General features: G+C 72.2%; 13 protein-coding genes. 3 read left to right on the plus strand and 10 right to left on the minus strand.

The window, feature by feature from the left end:
- Positions 1–441 precede the first annotated feature (441 nt).
- Positions 442–1,857: a pyruvate kinase gene (pyk, locus tag FRCN3DRAFT_RS0236590; protein WP_007514675.1), complete on the minus strand. Its 1,416-nt coding sequence runs from the start codon at positions 1,855–1,857 to the stop codon at positions 442–444.
- 517 nt (positions 1,858–2,374) lie between these two features.
- On the opposite strand from pyk, the gene FRCN3DRAFT_RS54530 reads away from it, so the two are divergent.
- Positions 2,375–2,533 carry a hypothetical protein gene (locus tag FRCN3DRAFT_RS54530; RefSeq protein ID WP_157845319.1) on the plus strand — a complete coding sequence of 53 codons (159 nt, stop codon included), beginning with the start codon at positions 2,375–2,377 and terminating at the stop codon, positions 2,531–2,533.
- A gap of 146 nt (positions 2,534–2,679) precedes the next feature.
- On the opposite strand, the gene FRCN3DRAFT_RS0236595 is transcribed toward FRCN3DRAFT_RS54530, so the two are convergent.
- From FRCN3DRAFT_RS0236595 to FRCN3DRAFT_RS0236605, 3 genes are all read right to left on the minus strand, one after another.
- The gene (locus tag FRCN3DRAFT_RS0236595) at positions 2,680–4,674 is read right to left on the minus strand and encodes an ABC transporter ATP-binding protein (RefSeq protein ID WP_007514674.1); all 1,995 of its coding nucleotides are present in this window, start codon (positions 4,672–4,674) and stop codon (positions 2,680–2,682) included.
- Positions 4,675–4,927: 253 nt separating this feature from the next.
- On the minus strand, positions 4,928–5,566 hold the full coding sequence (locus FRCN3DRAFT_RS0236600) for an enoyl-CoA hydratase/isomerase family protein (protein ID WP_232794366.1): 639 nt from the start codon (positions 5,564–5,566) through the stop codon (positions 4,928–4,930).
- Positions 5,567–5,787: 221 nt separating this feature from the next.
- On the minus strand, positions 5,788–6,048 hold the full coding sequence (locus FRCN3DRAFT_RS0236605; protein ID WP_007514672.1) for a helix-turn-helix domain-containing protein: 261 nt from the start codon (positions 6,046–6,048) through the stop codon (positions 5,788–5,790).
- Positions 6,049–6,434: 386 nt separating this feature from the next.
- On the opposite strand from FRCN3DRAFT_RS0236605, the gene FRCN3DRAFT_RS0236610 reads away from it, so the two are divergent.
- Positions 6,435–7,916 carry a hypothetical protein gene (locus FRCN3DRAFT_RS0236610; protein WP_007514671.1) on the plus strand — a complete coding sequence of 494 codons (1,482 nt, stop codon included), beginning with the start codon at positions 6,435–6,437 and terminating at the stop codon, positions 7,914–7,916.
- A gap of 102 nt (positions 7,917–8,018) precedes the next feature.
- On the opposite strand, the gene FRCN3DRAFT_RS0236615 is transcribed toward FRCN3DRAFT_RS0236610, so the two are convergent.
- The 6 genes from FRCN3DRAFT_RS0236615 to FRCN3DRAFT_RS0236640 form a co-directional block, all read right to left on the minus strand.
- The gene (locus FRCN3DRAFT_RS0236615) at positions 8,019–8,198 is read right to left on the minus strand and encodes a hypothetical protein (RefSeq protein WP_007514670.1); all 180 of its coding nucleotides are present in this window, start codon (positions 8,196–8,198) and stop codon (positions 8,019–8,021) included.
- A gap of 255 nt (positions 8,199–8,453) precedes the next feature.
- Positions 8,454–9,386 (minus strand): cation diffusion facilitator family transporter, encoded by a 933-nt coding sequence (locus FRCN3DRAFT_RS0236620; RefSeq protein ID WP_007514669.1) that lies wholly within the window; start codon positions 9,384–9,386, stop codon positions 8,454–8,456.
- A 179-nt stretch (positions 9,387–9,565) separates the two neighbouring features.
- Complete coding sequence (locus FRCN3DRAFT_RS0236625; RefSeq protein WP_007514668.1) at positions 9,566–11,179, minus strand: ABC-F family ATP-binding cassette domain-containing protein; 1,614 nt, start codon at positions 11,177–11,179, stop codon at positions 9,566–9,568.
- A 433-nt stretch (positions 11,180–11,612) separates the two neighbouring features.
- Positions 11,613–12,458 (minus strand): transglutaminase family protein, encoded by an 846-nt coding sequence (locus tag FRCN3DRAFT_RS0236630; RefSeq protein ID WP_007514666.1) that lies wholly within the window; start codon positions 12,456–12,458, stop codon positions 11,613–11,615.
- A 21-nt stretch (positions 12,459–12,479) separates the two neighbouring features.
- Positions 12,480–13,424 carry an alpha-E domain-containing protein gene (locus FRCN3DRAFT_RS0236635; RefSeq protein WP_007514664.1) on the minus strand — a complete coding sequence of 315 codons (945 nt, stop codon included), beginning with the start codon at positions 13,422–13,424 and terminating at the stop codon, positions 12,480–12,482.
- Positions 13,418–15,022, minus strand: a complete 1,605-nt coding sequence (locus tag FRCN3DRAFT_RS0236640; RefSeq protein ID WP_035931122.1) for a circularly permuted type 2 ATP-grasp protein — start codon at positions 15,020–15,022, stop codon at positions 13,418–13,420. Before FRCN3DRAFT_RS0236640 ends, FRCN3DRAFT_RS0236635 begins: the two co-directional genes overlap by 7 nt.
- 270 nt (positions 15,023–15,292) lie before the next feature.
- On the opposite strand from FRCN3DRAFT_RS0236640, the gene rfbB reads away from it, so the two are divergent.
- Complete coding sequence (gene rfbB, locus FRCN3DRAFT_RS0236645; RefSeq protein ID WP_007514662.1) at positions 15,293–16,318, plus strand: dTDP-glucose 4,6-dehydratase; 1,026 nt, start codon at positions 15,293–15,295, stop codon at positions 16,316–16,318.
- Positions 16,319–16,328: the final 10 nt, after the last annotated feature.

Here is a 16,328-nt window from a genome sequence, read left to right on the forward strand (position 1 = left end):
GGCGGCGGGTCGCGCGCCGGCGGAGCCGGAGCCGGCTCTGGGCGGCTCGGCCCCGTCCGGCCCCGTCGCCTCGTTGCCTTTCTCGACCATCCACCCGCTCCCGCCGCCTGGTCCACGCCGCCGGCTCCCCCCCGCTCGATCGCCACGGGTGGGAGGACTCCTGCAGCCCGCTCCCGCGACGGCCCACGCCAGGACCACAAAACGCCGACAGGCGGGCACCTTACCGAGCGAGCGCCGCGGCGCCTATGCGCGCCGCCGCCGCCGGCCCGCGGCCAGCCCTTCCGCCGCAGAGCCCCGAGCCGAAGACCGGCCTGGCCGGTGGGAGTCCCCACCGGCCAGGCCGGGTCCGAACCAGCGGTGGCCTCGGTGACCTAGGAACCGGACCCGGCCGGGTCCGAGGAATCGGTGCGGCGGCCGGGCGTGTCCGGGGGCCGGGAGGGCTCAGACCGCCTCGCCGATCCGGTGGACGCGCATCGTGTTGGTCATGCCGGCGACGCCCGGCGGCGTGCCCGCGACGACGACGACCAGTTCACCCGGGCTGCACCGGCCGATCTTGAGCAGCGCCTCGTCGACCTGACGGACCATCTCGTCGGTGCTGTTGGCGAACGGGACGACGAACGTCTCGACTCCCCACAGCAGCGCCATCTGGCTGCGCACCGCCGGGATCGGCGTGAAGCCGAGCACCGGGACGTGCGACCGGTAACGGGCGAGGCGGCGGGCGGTGTCCCCGGACAGCGTGTGCGCGACCAGGTAGCGCGCCCCGACGGCGGCGCCGACCTCGGCCGCGGCCTGGGCGATCGCGCCGCCGAGGGTGCGTGGCGCGGTCCGCAGCGCTGGGATCCGGGACAGGTCGTTCTCGGCTGTCTCGATGATCCGGGCCATCGTCGAGACGGACTCGATCGGATACGCCCCCACGCTCGTCTCGGCGGACAGCATGATCGCGTCAGCGCCGTCCAGGACGGCGTTCGCGCAGTCGCTGGCCTCCGCCCTGGTCGGCCTCGGCGCGCTGATCATCGACTCGAGCACCTGAGTCGCCACGATCACCGGCTTCGCCCGCTCGCGGGCGGCGCTGACCGCCCGCTTCTGGACCAGCGGCACGTCCTCGAGCGGCAGCTCGACGCCCAGGTCCCCGCGGGCGACCATCAGGGCGTCGAACGCCTCGATGATGCCGTCCAGCTCGGCGACCGCCTGCGGCTTCTCGATCTTCGCGATGACCGGGATCCGGATCCCGGCCTCGTCCATGATCTCGCGGACCTTGCTGGCGTCCGCCGCCGAGCGGACGAACGACAGCGCGATCATGTCCACGCCCAGCTCGAGGGCGAAGCGCAGGTCTTCCTCGTCCTTCTCGGTCAGCGCGGGGACGGTGAGCGCCGCGCTCGGGATGTTCATCCCCTTGTTGTTGCTGACCGGACCGCCGATGACGACGGTGGTGTGGACGTCCGTGTCGGTGACGCCGTCGATAGCCAGCGCCAGCCGGCCGTCGTCGACCAGGATGCGGTCACCCGCCTTGACGTCGCCGGGCAGGCCCGGGTAGGTCGTGCCGACCTGGTGCTGGTCGCCCTCGACGTCACGAACGGTGATCGTGAACTGCTCGCCGGGGACGAGGGTCACCCCACCGGTGGCGAACGTCCCCAACCGGATCTTCGGGCCCTGCAGGTCGGCGAGGATGCCGACGGCACGCCCGGCCGCGTCACTGGCCTCCCGAACCCGCCGGTACACAGCGGCATGCTGTTCGTGGCTGCCATGCGAGAAGTTAAGTCTTGCTATGTCCATTCCGGCATCGACGAGGGCGCGCACCCTCTCTGGGGAGTTGGTGGCCGGTCCCAACGTACAGACAATCTTGGCTCTTCGTGGCACGAGTTCCAGCCTAGAAAATGATCGTCTTGGTTTGGACGCCGGCCCACACTGTTGTGCCGGCGCGTCGTTCTTCACCCGCCACCTTCGGCGGACAGTCCTGGAGTAACCGTACATCCCGTAACCGGTGCAGCGTGGAGCGCAACGGCGTACGGTCAAGTCACCGGCATCCGCCGGCTCTTCCCTGTGCATCTTGGCGCCCACGGCCGTTCAAGGTTACGCATCGTCGCGCGATCTTCGACCGGGGGTGCACCGGGCGGCGTCGGATCGACGACAACCGCCGGCCTGCCCGCGCCCGGAGGGCCCGCGGCCATGGCAGGCGCGACCACCGGAAAGCGAGTGGCGAGGTGGGCGGCGCCGACGCGGCCACCGGTATGGCAGGCCTGACGCCCGCCGCTGCGCCCGGGACGACATCCAGACGCCCCGGAATGTAGGGGCGAGCGACGATCCTCCTGATGCGCTCACCGACGTGTGCGGAGGTAGCGATGGTACAGCGGCTCAAGGACTTCCGGAGCGTGGCATGAGCGTCAATCCGGCGATTCACCGCAGGCCGTCGGGCGATGTGGACATCGCCCTTCCGACCGACGAGCCCGAGCCGTCGCGCGACGCGCCACCGCGCGGTTCCAACAACGCTTCGGTCGACGGTGGATTTACGTCGTCACCAACGACAACGGAATAACGAGACGCCGCCGTCCTGAAACGCCGCCTCAGCCGAGTATGGCCGTATACGGCACGTATCTCGACGTAAGGCCACCAGGGCTCCCCAACTGGGCGACACATACGCCTCCGGGACCGACCACACCGGCGAGCGCCCCAGCGTCCGTCTCAGGCGGAGGCCAGGCGCTCCACCGGACCTTCCAGAGCGCCGAACTCCCCGATCGGTCCCGCCTCCGCCTCCGCCTCCGCCGGCGCCGGCGCCGGCGCCGGGGAGAGTGGGGAGCCGGCCGCGAACTGCGTGCGGTAGAGCTCGGCATACAGGCCGTCGCGCGCCAGCAGGTCGGCGTGCCGCCCCTCCTCGGCCACCCGGCCGTCGGAGATCACGAGGATTCGGTCCGCGTCCCGGATGGTCGAGAGCCGGTGCGCGATGACCAGCGCCGTCCGCCCGCGCAGCGCCGCGCCCAGCGCCCGCTGCACCGCCGCCTCGGACTCGCTGTCCAGGTGCGCGGTGGCCTCGTCCAGCACGACGACGCTCGGCTCCTTCACCAGCAGCCGGGCGATCGCGAGCCGCTGCTTCTCGCCGCCGGACAGGCGGTAGCCGCGGTCCCCCACCACGGTGTCCAGCCCGTCGGGCAGGGACCGCACCAGCGCGCCGATCCGCGCCGCGTCCAGCGCCGCCCACATCCGCTCGTCGGTCGCGTCCGGGCGGGCATAGGCCAGATTGGCCCGGATCGTGTCGTGGAACATGTGGGCGTCCTGGGTGACGACGCCGACGGCGGCGCGCAGCGACGCGAGCGTGACGTCCCGGACGTCGACGCCGCCGACCCGGACGGCGCCCCCGACCGCGTCGTAGATCCTCGGCACCAGCTGGCTGATCGTCGTCTTGCCCGCTCCCGAAGGACCGACCAGCGCGACGAGCTCGCCTGGCGCCACCCGGAAGGTCACGTCGTGCAGCACCGGCGCCGGGACGCGCGGGTCGAGCACGGCGACCGACTCCAGCGAGGCCAGCGAGACCTCGCTCGCCGCCGGGTAGCGGAACGACACGTGGTCGAACTCGAGACTGGTCCCACCTGCGTGCACCGGGAGCTCCGCCGCTCCCGGCCGGTCGACGATGGCCGGCTCGAGGTCGAGAACCTCGAAGACCCGCTCGAAGGACACCAGCGCGGTCATCACGTCGACCTGCACGTTCGACAGCTGGGTGAGCGGCATGTACAGCCGGCCGAGGTAGGCGGTCAGCGCGACGATGGTGCCGACCGCGATGTGCCCCTGCGCCGCGTAGCGCCCGCCGAGGCCGTAGACGACCGCCGTCGCGAGCGAGGCGACCAGCGTCAGCGACGCGAAGAAGATCCGTCCGTACATCGCCTGGGTGACGCCGATGTCGCGGACCCGCCCGGCCTGGCGGCGGAACACGCCGGCCTCGCGCGCCGGGTCACCGTAGAGCTTGGCCAGCAGGGCGCCGGCCACGTTGAACCGCTCCGTCATGGTCGTGTTCATCTCGGCGTTCAGGCTGTAGCTCTCCCGGGTGAGCGCCGCCAGTCGGGGCGCGAGCGCCCGCGCCGGCAGGACGAACACCGGCAGCAGGACCAGCGCGATGAGCGTCACCTGCCAGGACAGCGTGAACATCGCGGCCAGCGTGAAGCTGACGGTCAGCACGTTGGAGAACACCGCCGACAGGGTGTTGGTGAACGCCGACTGGGCGCCGAGCACGTCGTTGTTGAGCCGGGTGATCAGCGCGCCGGTCTGGGTGCGGCTGAAGAACGCCAGCGGTTGGCGCTGCACGTGGTCGAACACCTGGGCGCGCATGTCGAAGATCAGGCCCTCGCCGACGCGCACCGAAAGCCAGCGCTGCAGCAGCGACATCCCGGCGTCGACGAGGGCGATCACCGCGACGACGCCGGCGAGCACCTCGACCACACCGACCCGGCCGGGAATGATCCCGTCGTCGATGATCGCCTTGAAGATCAAGGGGAGGGCGGTACCCAGGGCCGCATCGAAGACCACGACCAGCAGAAACCCGATCAGCAGCCGCCGGTAGGGCCGAGCGAAGGCGATGATCCGCCGCGTCGTCCCCGGCCGCAGCTTCTGCCGGGTGACCGACCTGTCTCGTTGGAAGCCGCGCATGGTCGTCCACGCGCCCGCCTGTCCCCCTGCCGGTCCCGCCATCCGCCGCCCTCGTCACTTTCTGTTCATGTTCCGCCCGTGTCCGCTCGGCCCATGGCCGGGCCGACCGATGTCGCCGCGTGGCCATGCGAACCAGCCTCGTTACCTGGTTGCAAGGACCAGCCCCATGCCCACCATTCCTGCCGTACCCCGCTGGGTGCGGCCGCCAGGCGGCGGTGTTCCCGCGCCGAACAGGAACGCTAAAACTTCAACCGGGGTTGAGGTCAAGGAGGCGAGGCGCCGCCGGCTCCGATGGTCAGCCGGCGGGATGGTCCGCGAGACAGCGGGCGAGGGCGGCGCGCTCGGCGACCGACCCCGTGTCGCGGCCGCGGCCGGCGGCGGCGCGCAGCAGCGCCTTCGTCTCGGCGGCGGCGGCGCGCGGGGCGGCGAGCAGTGCCGCGACGAGGTCGTCGACGGCGGCATCGAGGCTCGCCCTGGGCACGACCCGCTGCGCGACGCCGACGGCGCGCGCCTCGGCCGCGGTGAGCCCGCGGCCGGTCAGGCACAGGTCGAGCGCGGTCGGGTAACCGACGAGCGCGACGAGGGTGGCGCTGACGCCGAGGCCGGGTACCAGCCCCAGCGAGGCCTCGGGCAGCGAGAGGACGGCGTCCTCGGTCAGGACGCGCAGGTCGCAGGACAGCGCCAGTTGCAGGCCGGCGCCGCTCGCCGGGCCGGCGACCACCGCGACGCTGACCAGGTCGGCCCTGGCCGACAGCCAGGTGAACCCGGCCTGCCACTCGGCGACGCGACGCTCCACGGCGTCCGTCGTCAGGTCAGCGCCATCCAGGGCGGCGCGGTCCGGAGTACTCAGCGCGGACCAGATGTCGCCGCGCAGGACGACCACCCGGATGTCGCCTGGCAGCGCCCGGCCGACGGCCGCGAGCGCCGCCGCCACCGAAGGCAGCCGGGCTGCGGCAGCCAGGTCGTCCGTGACCGGTTGGTCTGAGGCCGGCTGCTCGCCGGGAGGTTGGTTTCCGGGCGGACGGTTTCCGGCCGGTTGTTTCTCGGTCCGTTGTTTTTCGGTCGATGGGTGGAACGTGACCGTCGCGCACGAACCCGTGACGGTCAGTCCAAGACCGGCCGCCGCCGTCCAGGCGGCGGCCGGCGTGGGCACGATCAGGCGCTCTTCTTCTTGCTGCCCCGGGTCGCCCCACCACGGCCCCGCAGGGTCGTTCCGGACTCGGACAGGATCCGGTGCACAAAACCGTACGACCGGCCCGACGACTCCGCGAGGAGTCGGATGCTCTGCCCGGACTCGTACTTCTTACGAAGTTCGGCGGCCAGCTTGTCACGCTCGGCGCCGGTGATCCGGGTCCCTTTCCTAAGCTCGGCCAACGTGGCCCCCTCCGTGTAGATGATCTGCGAACCGATCTTCACTCAGCTTCGGGAAACGCGCCACTCGAAGCACATGTGATCCATCACACGCGATCAGTGGCCCCCTGCCGCGCCCGTGGAGCCGACGTCGCTCCCGCTCCGCCCGCGCGCGGGCACAAGTCCCGACGCCCGAACGGTTCCTGGCCGCGGGCCGATGACCTGCGCGCCCGGATCGGATCAACGTCACGGCGTCAGTCTCCCCAATCACCGCCGCCGTTCCTAACAGGGAACCCGGCGCGTCGCGGGTGACACGAGCCCACACGGGCCCACACACCCCGCCAACCGCCGCTCGGCAGCCGCCGCCAGCGGCTGGCGCCGGGAGCCGGCCGGGCAGGTCGCGCTGGCAGTGGTTACCGTCATGTTGTGATCGCGGTACCGGGCCTCGCCGCATGACCGCCGCCGATACCGCCTCGAGGCCCGAGTCCGGCGCCGATCCTCCCCGCGCCGACCCCTCCGGCGCCGATGTCCCGGCCACCGGTGTCCCGGCCACGAGCGCCCCCGCGGCCGGCGGCGCGGGCGTGGGATCACCCTCACCGGGTGTCGCGCCGGCCGGATCGGGCGCGCAGTGCGTGGGTCGAGCCGGGTCCACCCCGCGGAGCTGGCTGGGGGGGCAGGCTGGCGAGGCCGTCTCGTGGGTCCTGGCGACGGCGGCGCTGGCCGGCGTCACCGCCCTGCTGGCCACCTCCGGCGTCACGTACGCGTCCGATGGGTCGGCTACGGACGCGAGGATCGCCTGGGGCACGCTGCCGCTCGCCTGGCCGCCGCGGCTGGGAACCGCGACCCTGCTGCCGTTGGCGCTGGCCGCGCTGGTGCTCTGCTCGGTCGCGCTGGTCGCCCGGCGCCGGACGGGCCGGCCGTCGCCCCCGTTCGGCCCGCTGCTGGGGCTGTCGTACGTCGTGAGCGCCGGTTGGTGGCTCGCGCTGGGGGTAGCCTCCCCACGTGGCCTCGGGGCACCGGTGGGCCTGCTGGCCGCCGCCGACCGGCACCCGTCCGATCTGCTGGACCGGGTGAGCGGCCAGCCGCCGGGGCCGGAGCTGCTCGTCTGGGTGCTCGGCCAGCTGGGGATCCGCGGCGCGACGGCGGTCGGGGTGGCTTTCACCCTGATCGGCGCCCTGGTCGTGCCGATGGTGGGGCTCGCGGTGCGCTCGCTGTGCCACGCGCCGGCGGCCCGCCGGCTGCTGCCGGTACTGGTCCTCGCGCCGTGGGCGCCGTTCGCCGCCGGCGGTCCGGACGCTGTCACGGCGGCGGTGGCGGCGTCGGCGGTGGCCGTCGGCGTCGTCGGCTCCGAGCGGGGACGGCGCGCCTGGTGGGCGCTGGGCGCCGGGCTGCTGCTCGGCGTGTCCGGGCTGTTCGCCTACCCGGCGCTGTGGCTGGGGGTGGCGGTGGCCGCGGCCTACTTCGTGCGCCGCCGCCCCATGCTGAACGTCATCACCGGCGCGGGCGCGCTCGCGCCGTTGTTCGCCGTGCGACTGACCGGGTACTCCTGGCCGGAGGGCCTGGGGCGGGCCGGCGCCGACCCGTTCGACCACGCCGCGCTGACCTGGCTGGTGCCCGACCTGCTGGCCGTCTCCCTGTGCTGCGGCCCGGCGCTGGCGCGGGCCGCGCGGCGGGTCTCGATGACGCCGGGCTGGCCCTTCCTCGTCGGCGCGGCCGCGGCGGCGCTGTTCGCCCTGCTGGCGGGCCTGGCGGCCGGCGGCGTGCAGACGAGCTGGCTACCGCTGTTCCCGTGGCTGGTGGTGCCGGCGCTCGCCCCCCGGCCGCGCCCGGCGCTCCCCGGCGACACCAGCAGCGCCGGCACGCTGCCCTACGGCCTGGTCGGCGCCGGCGCCGTGGTCGCCGTCGCCGTCGCCACTCTCCTCACGCCCGGCTAGTGCCGGTTTCGAGTAGTCGCCAACCCGACCGGCTGGAGCCCGCGGTCACCTGACCACGGCTTCCAGCCAGCCGTGACGAACCGGTGACCCAGCTGCCCACCGCTAGGTCCTGAATGTTCTCTGCAGCACCAGGGCCAGCCCGAAGCCATAGGCCGGCAACAGGATGAACAGCAGCCACGGGGTTATGTTGACGACGAGGACGACCGCGAGAGCCGAGAGTACGACATAGATCACGAATGCCGGGGAGCGCAGGAGACGGCCGAGAACTCGGGTCGGTGTCATCTCCGCTACGGCCTCCAGGACCTCTTGCGCGTGAACATACGCCTCGCCCCCGCCAGGCGGAGCCCCTGAACCTGAGACCCGCGCTGGCCCTGACAGCCGCCTTGCCGACGTACATCGGCCCGACGTTGCTACCGGCTCCGACGACCCCGGCCCGAGATATATCCACCTCGCGTATGGCGGCCTCCGCCCACCCCGTATGCCCCGACTCCCGCGGCCGCTCGATCCGAGCAGGGCGCGGGCCGGGCCTGGGCCGTGTCAGCTCGCGGTCAGCTCGGCGGGGGCGCGGGGGATGTCGGGCTCGAGGTAGACGCGGCAGGTGGTGGGAGCGGCGGCGCGCAGGCGGCGCTCGGCCTCGTTGATCGCCGCGGCGACCTCGGCGACGGTCAGCCCCTCGTCGAGGCCGATCTTCGCGGCGACGAGCAGCTCGTCCGGCCCGAGGTGCAGGGTGCGCATGTGGATCACCGCCGTCACCGACGGCGCGGAGACCAGGGCCGCCCGGATCGCGGCGACCACGGCGGGCGTCGCGGCCTCGCCGACGAGCATGCCGTAGCTCTCGACGGCCACCACGATGGCCACGATCAGCAGCAGCACGCCGATGGCCAGCGTGCCGGCGCCGTCCCAGATCGGGTCGTCGGTCAGCAGCGTGAGCCCGACGCCGGCGAGCGCGAACACCAGGCCGATGAGGGCCGCGAAGTCCTCGAGCAGCACCACCGGCAACTCGGGCGCCCGGGCTTCCCGGATGAAGCGCCACCAGGTCGCGTCTCCCTTGTGGTGGCGTGACTCACGGATCGCGGTCCGGAACGAGAACCCCTCCAATCCGATCGCGACCAGCAGGACGATGACAGCGACGAGGCCGGACTCCAGATGGTGCGGGTGGCGCAGCTTCTCGACGCCCTCGTAGACGGAGAAGAGTCCACCGACGCTGAACAGCACGATGCCGACCAGGAAGCCGGCGATGTAGCGTGAGCGGCCGAACCCGAACGGGTGGTCCTCGTCGGCCGGCCGGACCGACTGGCGCTGGCCGAGCAGCAACAGCCCCTGGTTGCCGGAGTCGGCCACCGAGTGGATCGACTCGGCCAGCATCGATGACGACCCGGTGAACAGGAACGCGACGAACTTCGCCACCGCGATCCCCAGGTTGGCGGCCAATGCCGCCAGAACCGCCTTGGTACCGCCGCCCGCACTCACCCGAAACCGTCTCCTCACCAGAAACCGGGCCTTCCGACCCGCGACCTGCCGGCAAGTCTGCCAACTCCCCCAAGCGGGCGGGCCGCTGGGTGCTTCTACAGGCAGGTGGCAGCTGATAGTGCGAACACCCGGTGACGAGGCGCCCTCCCCCGCCACCGGTCCGGCGGCTCCCGCTGGTTCTAGGCCAGGTCGATGAGCTCGAGGAGGTCCGGGGACCAGTTGTCCTCGACGCCGTCGGGCAGCATGAGCACCTTGTCGGGGTTGAGCGCCTCCACGGCGCCCGGGTCGTGGGTGACGAGCACGACGGAGCCCTGGTAGGTCGCCAGCGCCGAGAGGATCTCCGCGCGCGACGCCGGGTCGAGGTTGTTGGTCGGCTCGTCGAGCAGCAGCACGTTCGCCGCCGAGCAGACCAGCCCGGCCAGCGCGAGGCGCGTCTTCTCGCCGCCGGACAGCGTCCCCGCGAGCTGGTCGACCGTCTCGCCGCTGAACAGGAACGCGCCGAGGATGCGGCGCAGCTCCACCTCGGAGGTGTCCGGGGCGGCGGAGCGCATGTTGTCCAGCAGCGAGCGGTCGTGGTCGAGCGTCTCGTGCTCCTGCGCGTAGTAGCCCATCCGCAGCCCGTGGCCCGGGTTGACCCGGCCGGTGTCCGCCGGCTCGACCCCGGCGAGGATCCGCAGCAGCGTCGTCTTGCCGGCCCCGTTGAGGCCGAGGACGACGACCCTGGTTCCCCGGTCGATCGCCAGGTCGACGTCGGTGAAGACCTCCAGCGACCCGTAGGACTTCGACAGTCCCTCGGCGGTCAGCGGGGTGCGCCCGCACGGCGCCGGGTTCGGGAAGCGCAGCTTCGCGACCTTGTCCGCGACCCGGGTCTCGGCGAGGCCGGCGGCCAGCCGGTCGGCGCGGCGGTCCATCTGGTGCGCGGCCCGTGCCTTGGTCGCCTTGGCGCGCATCTTGTCGGCCTGGGCCTTCAACGAGTCGATCTTCTTCTCGGCGTTCGCCCGCTCGCGCTTGCGCCGCTTCTCGTCCTGCTCGCGCTGGGTCAGGTAGGTCTTCCAGCCGACGTTGTAGACGTCGAGTGCGGTGCGGTTCGCGTCCAGGTGGAAGACCTTGTTGACGGACTTGTCGAGCAGGTCGACGTCGTGGCTGATCACGATCAGGCCGCCGGTGTGGGCCCGCAGGAAGTCCCGCAACCAGCCGATCGAGTCGGCGTCGAGGTGGTTGGTCGGCTCGTCGAGCAGCAGCGTCGCGTCGGCGTTGCCCGCGCCGGCGAACAGGATCCGGGCGAGTTCCACCCGGCGGCGCTGGCCGCCCGACAGGGTGCCGATCGCCTGCGCGAGCACGCGGTCGGGCAGGCCGAGCGACGAGCAGATCCGCGCGGCCTCCGCCTCGGCCGCGTAGCCGCCGAGCACGCCGAAGCGTTCCTCGAGCCGGCCGTAGCGGCGGATGGCCCGGTCACGGGCGGTGTCGTCGGCGAGCTCGGCCATCTCGACCTGCAGCTTGTCCATGTCGCGCAGGAGCTCGTCGAGGCCGCGGGCGGACAGCACCCGGTCGCGGGCCGACTCGGTCAGGTCGCCGCTGCGCGGGTCCTGCGGCAGGTAGCCGACCTCGCCTCGCACGTCGATCTTGCCGCCGAACGGCAGGGTCTCCCGCGCCAGCGTCTTCAGGAGGGTCGTCTTGCCCGCGCCGTTGCGTCCGACGAGACCGATCCGGTCCCCCGGCTGCACTCGGAACGACACCGGCTCGACGAGGATCCTGGCTCCGGCCCGCAGCTCCAGGTCGGTCGCGATGATCATGAAGTATGTGGCCTCTCGGGACGTGGACGTGGGAGGACAGCCACGACCGCGCGCGGCGGCCGCTCGTCAGGGCAGGCAGGAAGGCGGGTAGGCGGCCAGCGGTCAGCCCGTTGGCGGGCCGACTTGGCTCGCTCGCTCACTCCAGCTGGACGAGGCGCTCCATCAGGTACCTGAGGCCGTTTCCGATCGGTCCGGGGCTCGGCCCCGGGGCAATGGACTCGGGCGTGGACGAGGCCCGCCCGCGAGAACGACCGGCGGCCCACGCCGCCCCCGCGCGGTCGACAGGCGCTCGGCCCGCGTCACGGCGGAGGCATCATCTCCAGGGTACGTGCGCCGGGGCGGCGAGATCCTCGCCCAGGGTGTTAAACCGGCGTCACTCAGCCACCGCCCGCTCGGGTGGCCAGCCGGCCGGCTCGGGCCCGCCGGCCGCTACCTAGCTCAGGCGGGTGACGTTCACCGTGACGCCAAGCGACGACGAGGTGCCGCCCGAGTAGACGCCGCGCATGGGCGACACGTCGTCGTAGTCGCGGCCGCGGGCGACGACGACGTGCCGCTCGCCCGCGCGCACGGCGTTGGTCGGGTCGAAGCCCCACCAGTCGCCGAACCAGCCCTCCACCCAGGCGTGACTCTGGCCCTCGACCGTCTCCCCCGGCTCGGCGTCCACGAGCGGGTGCAGGTAGCCGGACACGTATCGGCCCGGCATCCCGGCCGCGCGCATCAGTACCAGCGCGAGGTGCGCGAAGTCCTGGCAGACGCCCTCGCACTGCCGCCAGGCCTCGACGGCGGACGTGTGCACGCCGGTCGTGCCCGGGCGGTAGGTCAGCCGGTCGCGTACCCAGTCGCCGACGGCGAGCACGAAGTCGGCCGGGTCGTGCGCCGCGGCGAGCTCCCTGCCCGCCTCGACGAGCTCGGGGTGGTCGGGGGTGTAGCGGGCGGGGCGGAGGAACTCGACGTGCCGGTCGGCGGTCTCGTCGGAGCGCAGCGCCGGCCAGCTCGCGGCACCGGCGGGCGGCTCATGCTCGGGCGCGGTGCGCACCAACGAGCGCCCGGTGACCACCAGCTCCGTATGCGGGGTGTGGATGTCGAACGCGGTCACCTGGGTACCCCAGTAGTCCCAGTACCGGTAGGTGGTGACCGCCGGCTCGGTGCGCACGGTCGCCTCCAGCGTCAGCTGCCCGCTGCCGGTCTGCGGAACGATCCGCGCCTCGTTGTACGACGACAGGACCGGGCTGGAGTACCGATAACCCGTCGAGTGCTCCACGCGTATCTGCCAGCTCATGTCAGTCCTTCCGGAGCGGGGTCAGACCGGGACCTTGGTGGCCCAGGCACGCGGCGACTCCCGGGCGAAGTAGCGGTCCGTGATGGCGGCGCTGACCTCCGAGCAGGTCCGCTGCATGCCGCGCAGCAGCTCCGGCATGTCCTCGACCAGCTCGTCGACGCCGCGGAACTCCAGCTCGGTACGGGCCAGGCCCACGCCACGGCGGGCCGCGTCATGCACCGTGGTCCGCCCACCCCGGCGGCCGCTGTCGAGCTCGGCGAGGATCTGCTCGGCGAGCGCGAGCGACCAGTAGACCGAGCGCGGGAACAGCCGGTCCAGCAGCAGGAACTCGGCGACCCGGGAGGCGTCGACCGCGCGCCGGTAGGTGCGCAGGTAGGACTCGTGCGCGCCACAGGAACGCAGCAGGCTCACCCAGCTCTGCGAGTTCGGGTCGTCGCCGATGCTCGACGACAGCAGCCGGGCGGTCATGTCGACCCGCTCCAGGCTGCGGCCGAGCGCCAGGAACCGCCAGCCGTCGTCGCGGGCCAGGGTGGCGTCCACCAGCCCGGCGAGCATCGCGGTGCGCTCGCGGATGTACCGGAAGAAGATGTGCGGGCCGAGGCGGCGGGCGAGCTGCTCGGTGTGGTCGAGCTCGTTCCAGGTCGCGTTGAGGCATTCCCAGGCCTCGCTGGACACGACCACCCGGGCGCTGCGCGCGTTCTCCCGAGCCGCCGAGATCGCGCCGACGATGCTCGACGAGTTGTTCCGGTCATAGCCCAGCAGCTCGACGACCAGGTGCGAGTCGACAGATCCGGCGGGCGGCGGGGTTCCCATCACCGCGAGCAGCTCACGCCCGGCCGACGCCTCGTCCAACCAGGGGTCCTCCAGCACGCGGTGGACGTGGACGTCGAGGATGCGCGACGTGCTCTCGGCCCGCTCGACGTACCGGCCGATCCAGAACAGGGACTCCGCGATCCGGCTCAGCATGTGGCCACCGCCTCGTCCTGGTCGCGCTGTTGGTTCTGTTGTTGCTGTTGTTGTTGCTCGCCGGACGAGTCTGGTCCTAGGTCGGGGCCCTGGGCGGTCTCGAAGTCGCCGACGACGTGGCGGCCGTAGGCGCCGGGGCGTTCGCCCTCGGCGAGCTCGGGCGCGAGTACCCAGGTGTCCTTCGAGCCGCCGCCCTGGCTGGAGTTGACCACCAGGCTGCCTCTGGGCAGCGCGACCCGGGTGAGCCCGCCGGGCAGAACCCAGATCCGGTTGCCATCGTTGACGGCGAACGGCCGCAGGTCGATGTGGCGCGGGCCGAGCCGGTCGCTGGACAGCGTCGGCGACGTCGACAGCCGCACCACGCGCTGCGCGATCCAGCCCCGCGGGTCGGCGATCACCTGCGTGCGCAGCGTCGCCAGCTCCTCGTCGGTGGCCTGCGGCCCGATGACGATGCCCTTGCCACCGGAGCCGTCGACCGGCTTGACGACGAGCTCGTCGAGGTGGTCGAGCACGTAGGCGCGCTGGTCGGGATCCTCGACCCGGTACGTGTCGACGTTGGGCAGGATCGGCTCCTCGCCGAGGTAGTACCGGATCAGTTCCGGGACGTAGGTGTACATGAGCTTGTCGTCGGCGACGCCGTTGCCGACGCCGTTGGCGATCGTGACCCGCCCGGCCCGGGCGGCGTTGACCAGCCCGGCGCAGCCGACGACCGACTCGGGCCGGAACTGCAGCGGGTCGAGCCAGTCGTCATCGACCCGGCGGTAGATGACGTGCACAGGCTGCTCACCCTCGGTGGTGCGCATCGTCACCCGGTTGTTACGGATCGTGAGGTCACGGCCCTCGACCAGCTCGACGCCCATCTGCCGGGCGAGCAGCGCGTGCTCGAAGTAGGCCGAGTTGTAGATGCCCGGGGTGAGCACGACGACCGTCGGATCGGCCACCTCGGGCGGCGCCGCGGCGCGCAGCGCGTGCAGCAGATGCGAGGCGTAGTCGGCGACCGGGCGGACCCGGTGGGTGGCGAACAGCTCCGGGAACACCCTGGTCATCGCCCGGCGGTTCTCGATGACGTAGCTGACCCCGCTCGGCACCCGGACGTTGTCCTCGAGCACCCGGAAGCGACCGTCCTCGTCGCGGATCAGGTCGATGCCGGAGACGTGGCAGCGCACCCCGTTGGGCGGGTCGATGCCGTGCGCGGCCCGGTGGAAGTGCGAGCTGGACATCACCAGCCGGCGCGGCAGGATGCCCTCCTCGAGGACCTCGGCGCGGCCGTAGACGTCGGCGAGGAACGCCTCCAGCGCGCGCACCCGCTGGACCACGCCACGTTCGATGGTGTCCCACTCGGAGCCCGACAGCAGCCGGGGAACCAGGTCCAGCGGGAACGGGCGCTCCTCCCCGAAGAGGATGAACGTGATCCCCGCGTCCCGGAACGCCCGGTCGAGCGCCGCCTTGCGGGCCGCCAGGTCACCACTGCTCAGTGGCCGCAACGCGTCGTAGAGAGCCGCGTACACCTCTCGAGGCGTGTCAGCAGCCTCGAAAACCTCGTCCCAAGCGGCGGTGGCCTGCACCTCCGCCGGATATCCCTCGAACAGGTCCGCCACGGCCGCAGCGTAGGGCGCGGATGTTTCCACGACATAACCAACCGATCTACCCCAACGGTGACCAGAACCACTCCACCAGAACACCGGAAGGCCACCCCTAAGACACCACGGTCGCCCGTGGTCCTGCGTCGCCCGCCGCGACCCGCGCTCCCGAGCAGGCCAGGACCGTGAGAGGCTGGGCGGCGGCGCCACGGATCAGGCGCGGCCGCCGCGCGACCGGCGCTCCAGACATCTCTGGCCCTGACCTCGATCGGAAAGGCCGCACACGCCATGACGACGCTGCTGGTGACCGGTGCCGCCGGCTTCATCGGATCGAACTTCGTGCGCTACTGGCGCACCTGGCACCCGGCCGACCGGATCGTCGCGCTCGACGCGCTCACCTACGCCGGCCTGCGCGAGAACCTCGCCGACGTGCTCGACGCCGCGGCGGACGAGGGCGAGGCGACGTTCGTCCACGGCGACATCCGCGACCGGGAGCTCATCGAGTCGCTGCTGCGCGAGCACAGGGTCGACACGGTGGTCAACTTCGCCGCCGAGTCGCACAACAGCCTGGCGATCCTGCGGCCCGGTGACTTCTTCTCCACCAACGTGATGGGTACCCAGACCCTCCTGGAGGCGGCCCGCACGGTGGGCGTCGGCCGGTTCCACCAGATCTCCACCTGCGAGGTCTACGGCGACCTGGACCTCGACGACCCGGGAGCCTTCACCGAGGACTCGCCCTACCTGCCGCGCACCCCCTACAACGCGGCCAAGGCCGGCGGTGACCACGCCGTACGCGCCTACGGCTACACCTACGGCCTGCCGATCACCATCACGAACTGCTCGAACAACTACGGGCCGTACCAGTTCCCGGAGAAGGTCATCCCGCTGTTCATCGCCCGGGCGCTGCGGGGCGAGCCGCTGCCGCTGTACGCGTCCACGAAGAACCGGCGCGAGTGGCTGCACGTCACCGACCACTGCCGGGCGATCGACGCGGTGCTCGAACGCGGCCGGATCGGCGAGACCTACCATGTCGGCAGCGGCGTCGAGGCTGACATCGAGACCATCGCCGACACGATCCTCGCCGAGCTCGGCCTGCCCGACACGCTCAAGACGATCGTGCCGGACCGCCCGTCGCACGACCGTCGCTACCTGCTGGACTCCGGCAAGCTGCGCGCGGAGCTGGGCTGGGCACCGCAGATCGAGTTCACCGACGGCATGCGCTCGACGATCGCCTGGTACCGCGACAACGAGTCCTGGTGGAGTCCGCTCATCGGCCGCTCCCCCGTCCAGGAGACCGCCTGGAGCGGCACCTGACCGACCGTCC

Source organism: Pseudofrankia saprophytica, assembly GCF_000235425.2.
GTDB lineage: Bacteria > Actinomycetota > Actinomycetes > Frankiales > Frankiaceae > Pseudofrankia > Pseudofrankia saprophytica.

Bases quoted from the DNA above. Each gene is read 5' to 3' on its own strand.
- rfbB (WP_007514662.1), top strand. From the start codon at position 15,293: ATGACGACGCTGCTGGTGACCGGTGCCGCCGGCTTCATCGGATCGAAC.
- FRCN3DRAFT_RS0236615 (WP_007514670.1), bottom strand. From the start codon at position 8,198: ATGACACCGACCCGAGTTCTCGGCCGTCTCCTGCGCTCCCCGGCATTC.
- FRCN3DRAFT_RS0236630 (WP_007514666.1), bottom strand. From the start codon at position 12,458: ATGAGCTGGCAGATACGCGTGGAGCACTCGACGGGTTATCGGTACTCC.
- FRCN3DRAFT_RS0236610 (WP_007514671.1), top strand. From the start codon at position 6,435: ATGACCGCCGCCGATACCGCCTCGAGGCCCGAGTCCGGCGCCGATCCT.
- FRCN3DRAFT_RS0236635 (WP_007514664.1), bottom strand. From the start codon at position 13,424: ATGCTGAGCCGGATCGCGGAGTCCCTGTTCTGGATCGGCCGGTACGTC.
- FRCN3DRAFT_RS0236595 (WP_007514674.1), bottom strand. From the start codon at position 4,674: ATGGCGGGACCGGCAGGGGGACAGGCGGGCGCGTGGACGACCATGCGC.
- FRCN3DRAFT_RS54530 (WP_157845319.1), top strand. From the start codon at position 2,375: ATGAGCGTCAATCCGGCGATTCACCGCAGGCCGTCGGGCGATGTGGAC.
- FRCN3DRAFT_RS0236625 (WP_007514668.1), bottom strand. From the start codon at position 11,179: ATGATCATCGCGACCGACCTGGAGCTGCGGGCCGGAGCCAGGATCCTC.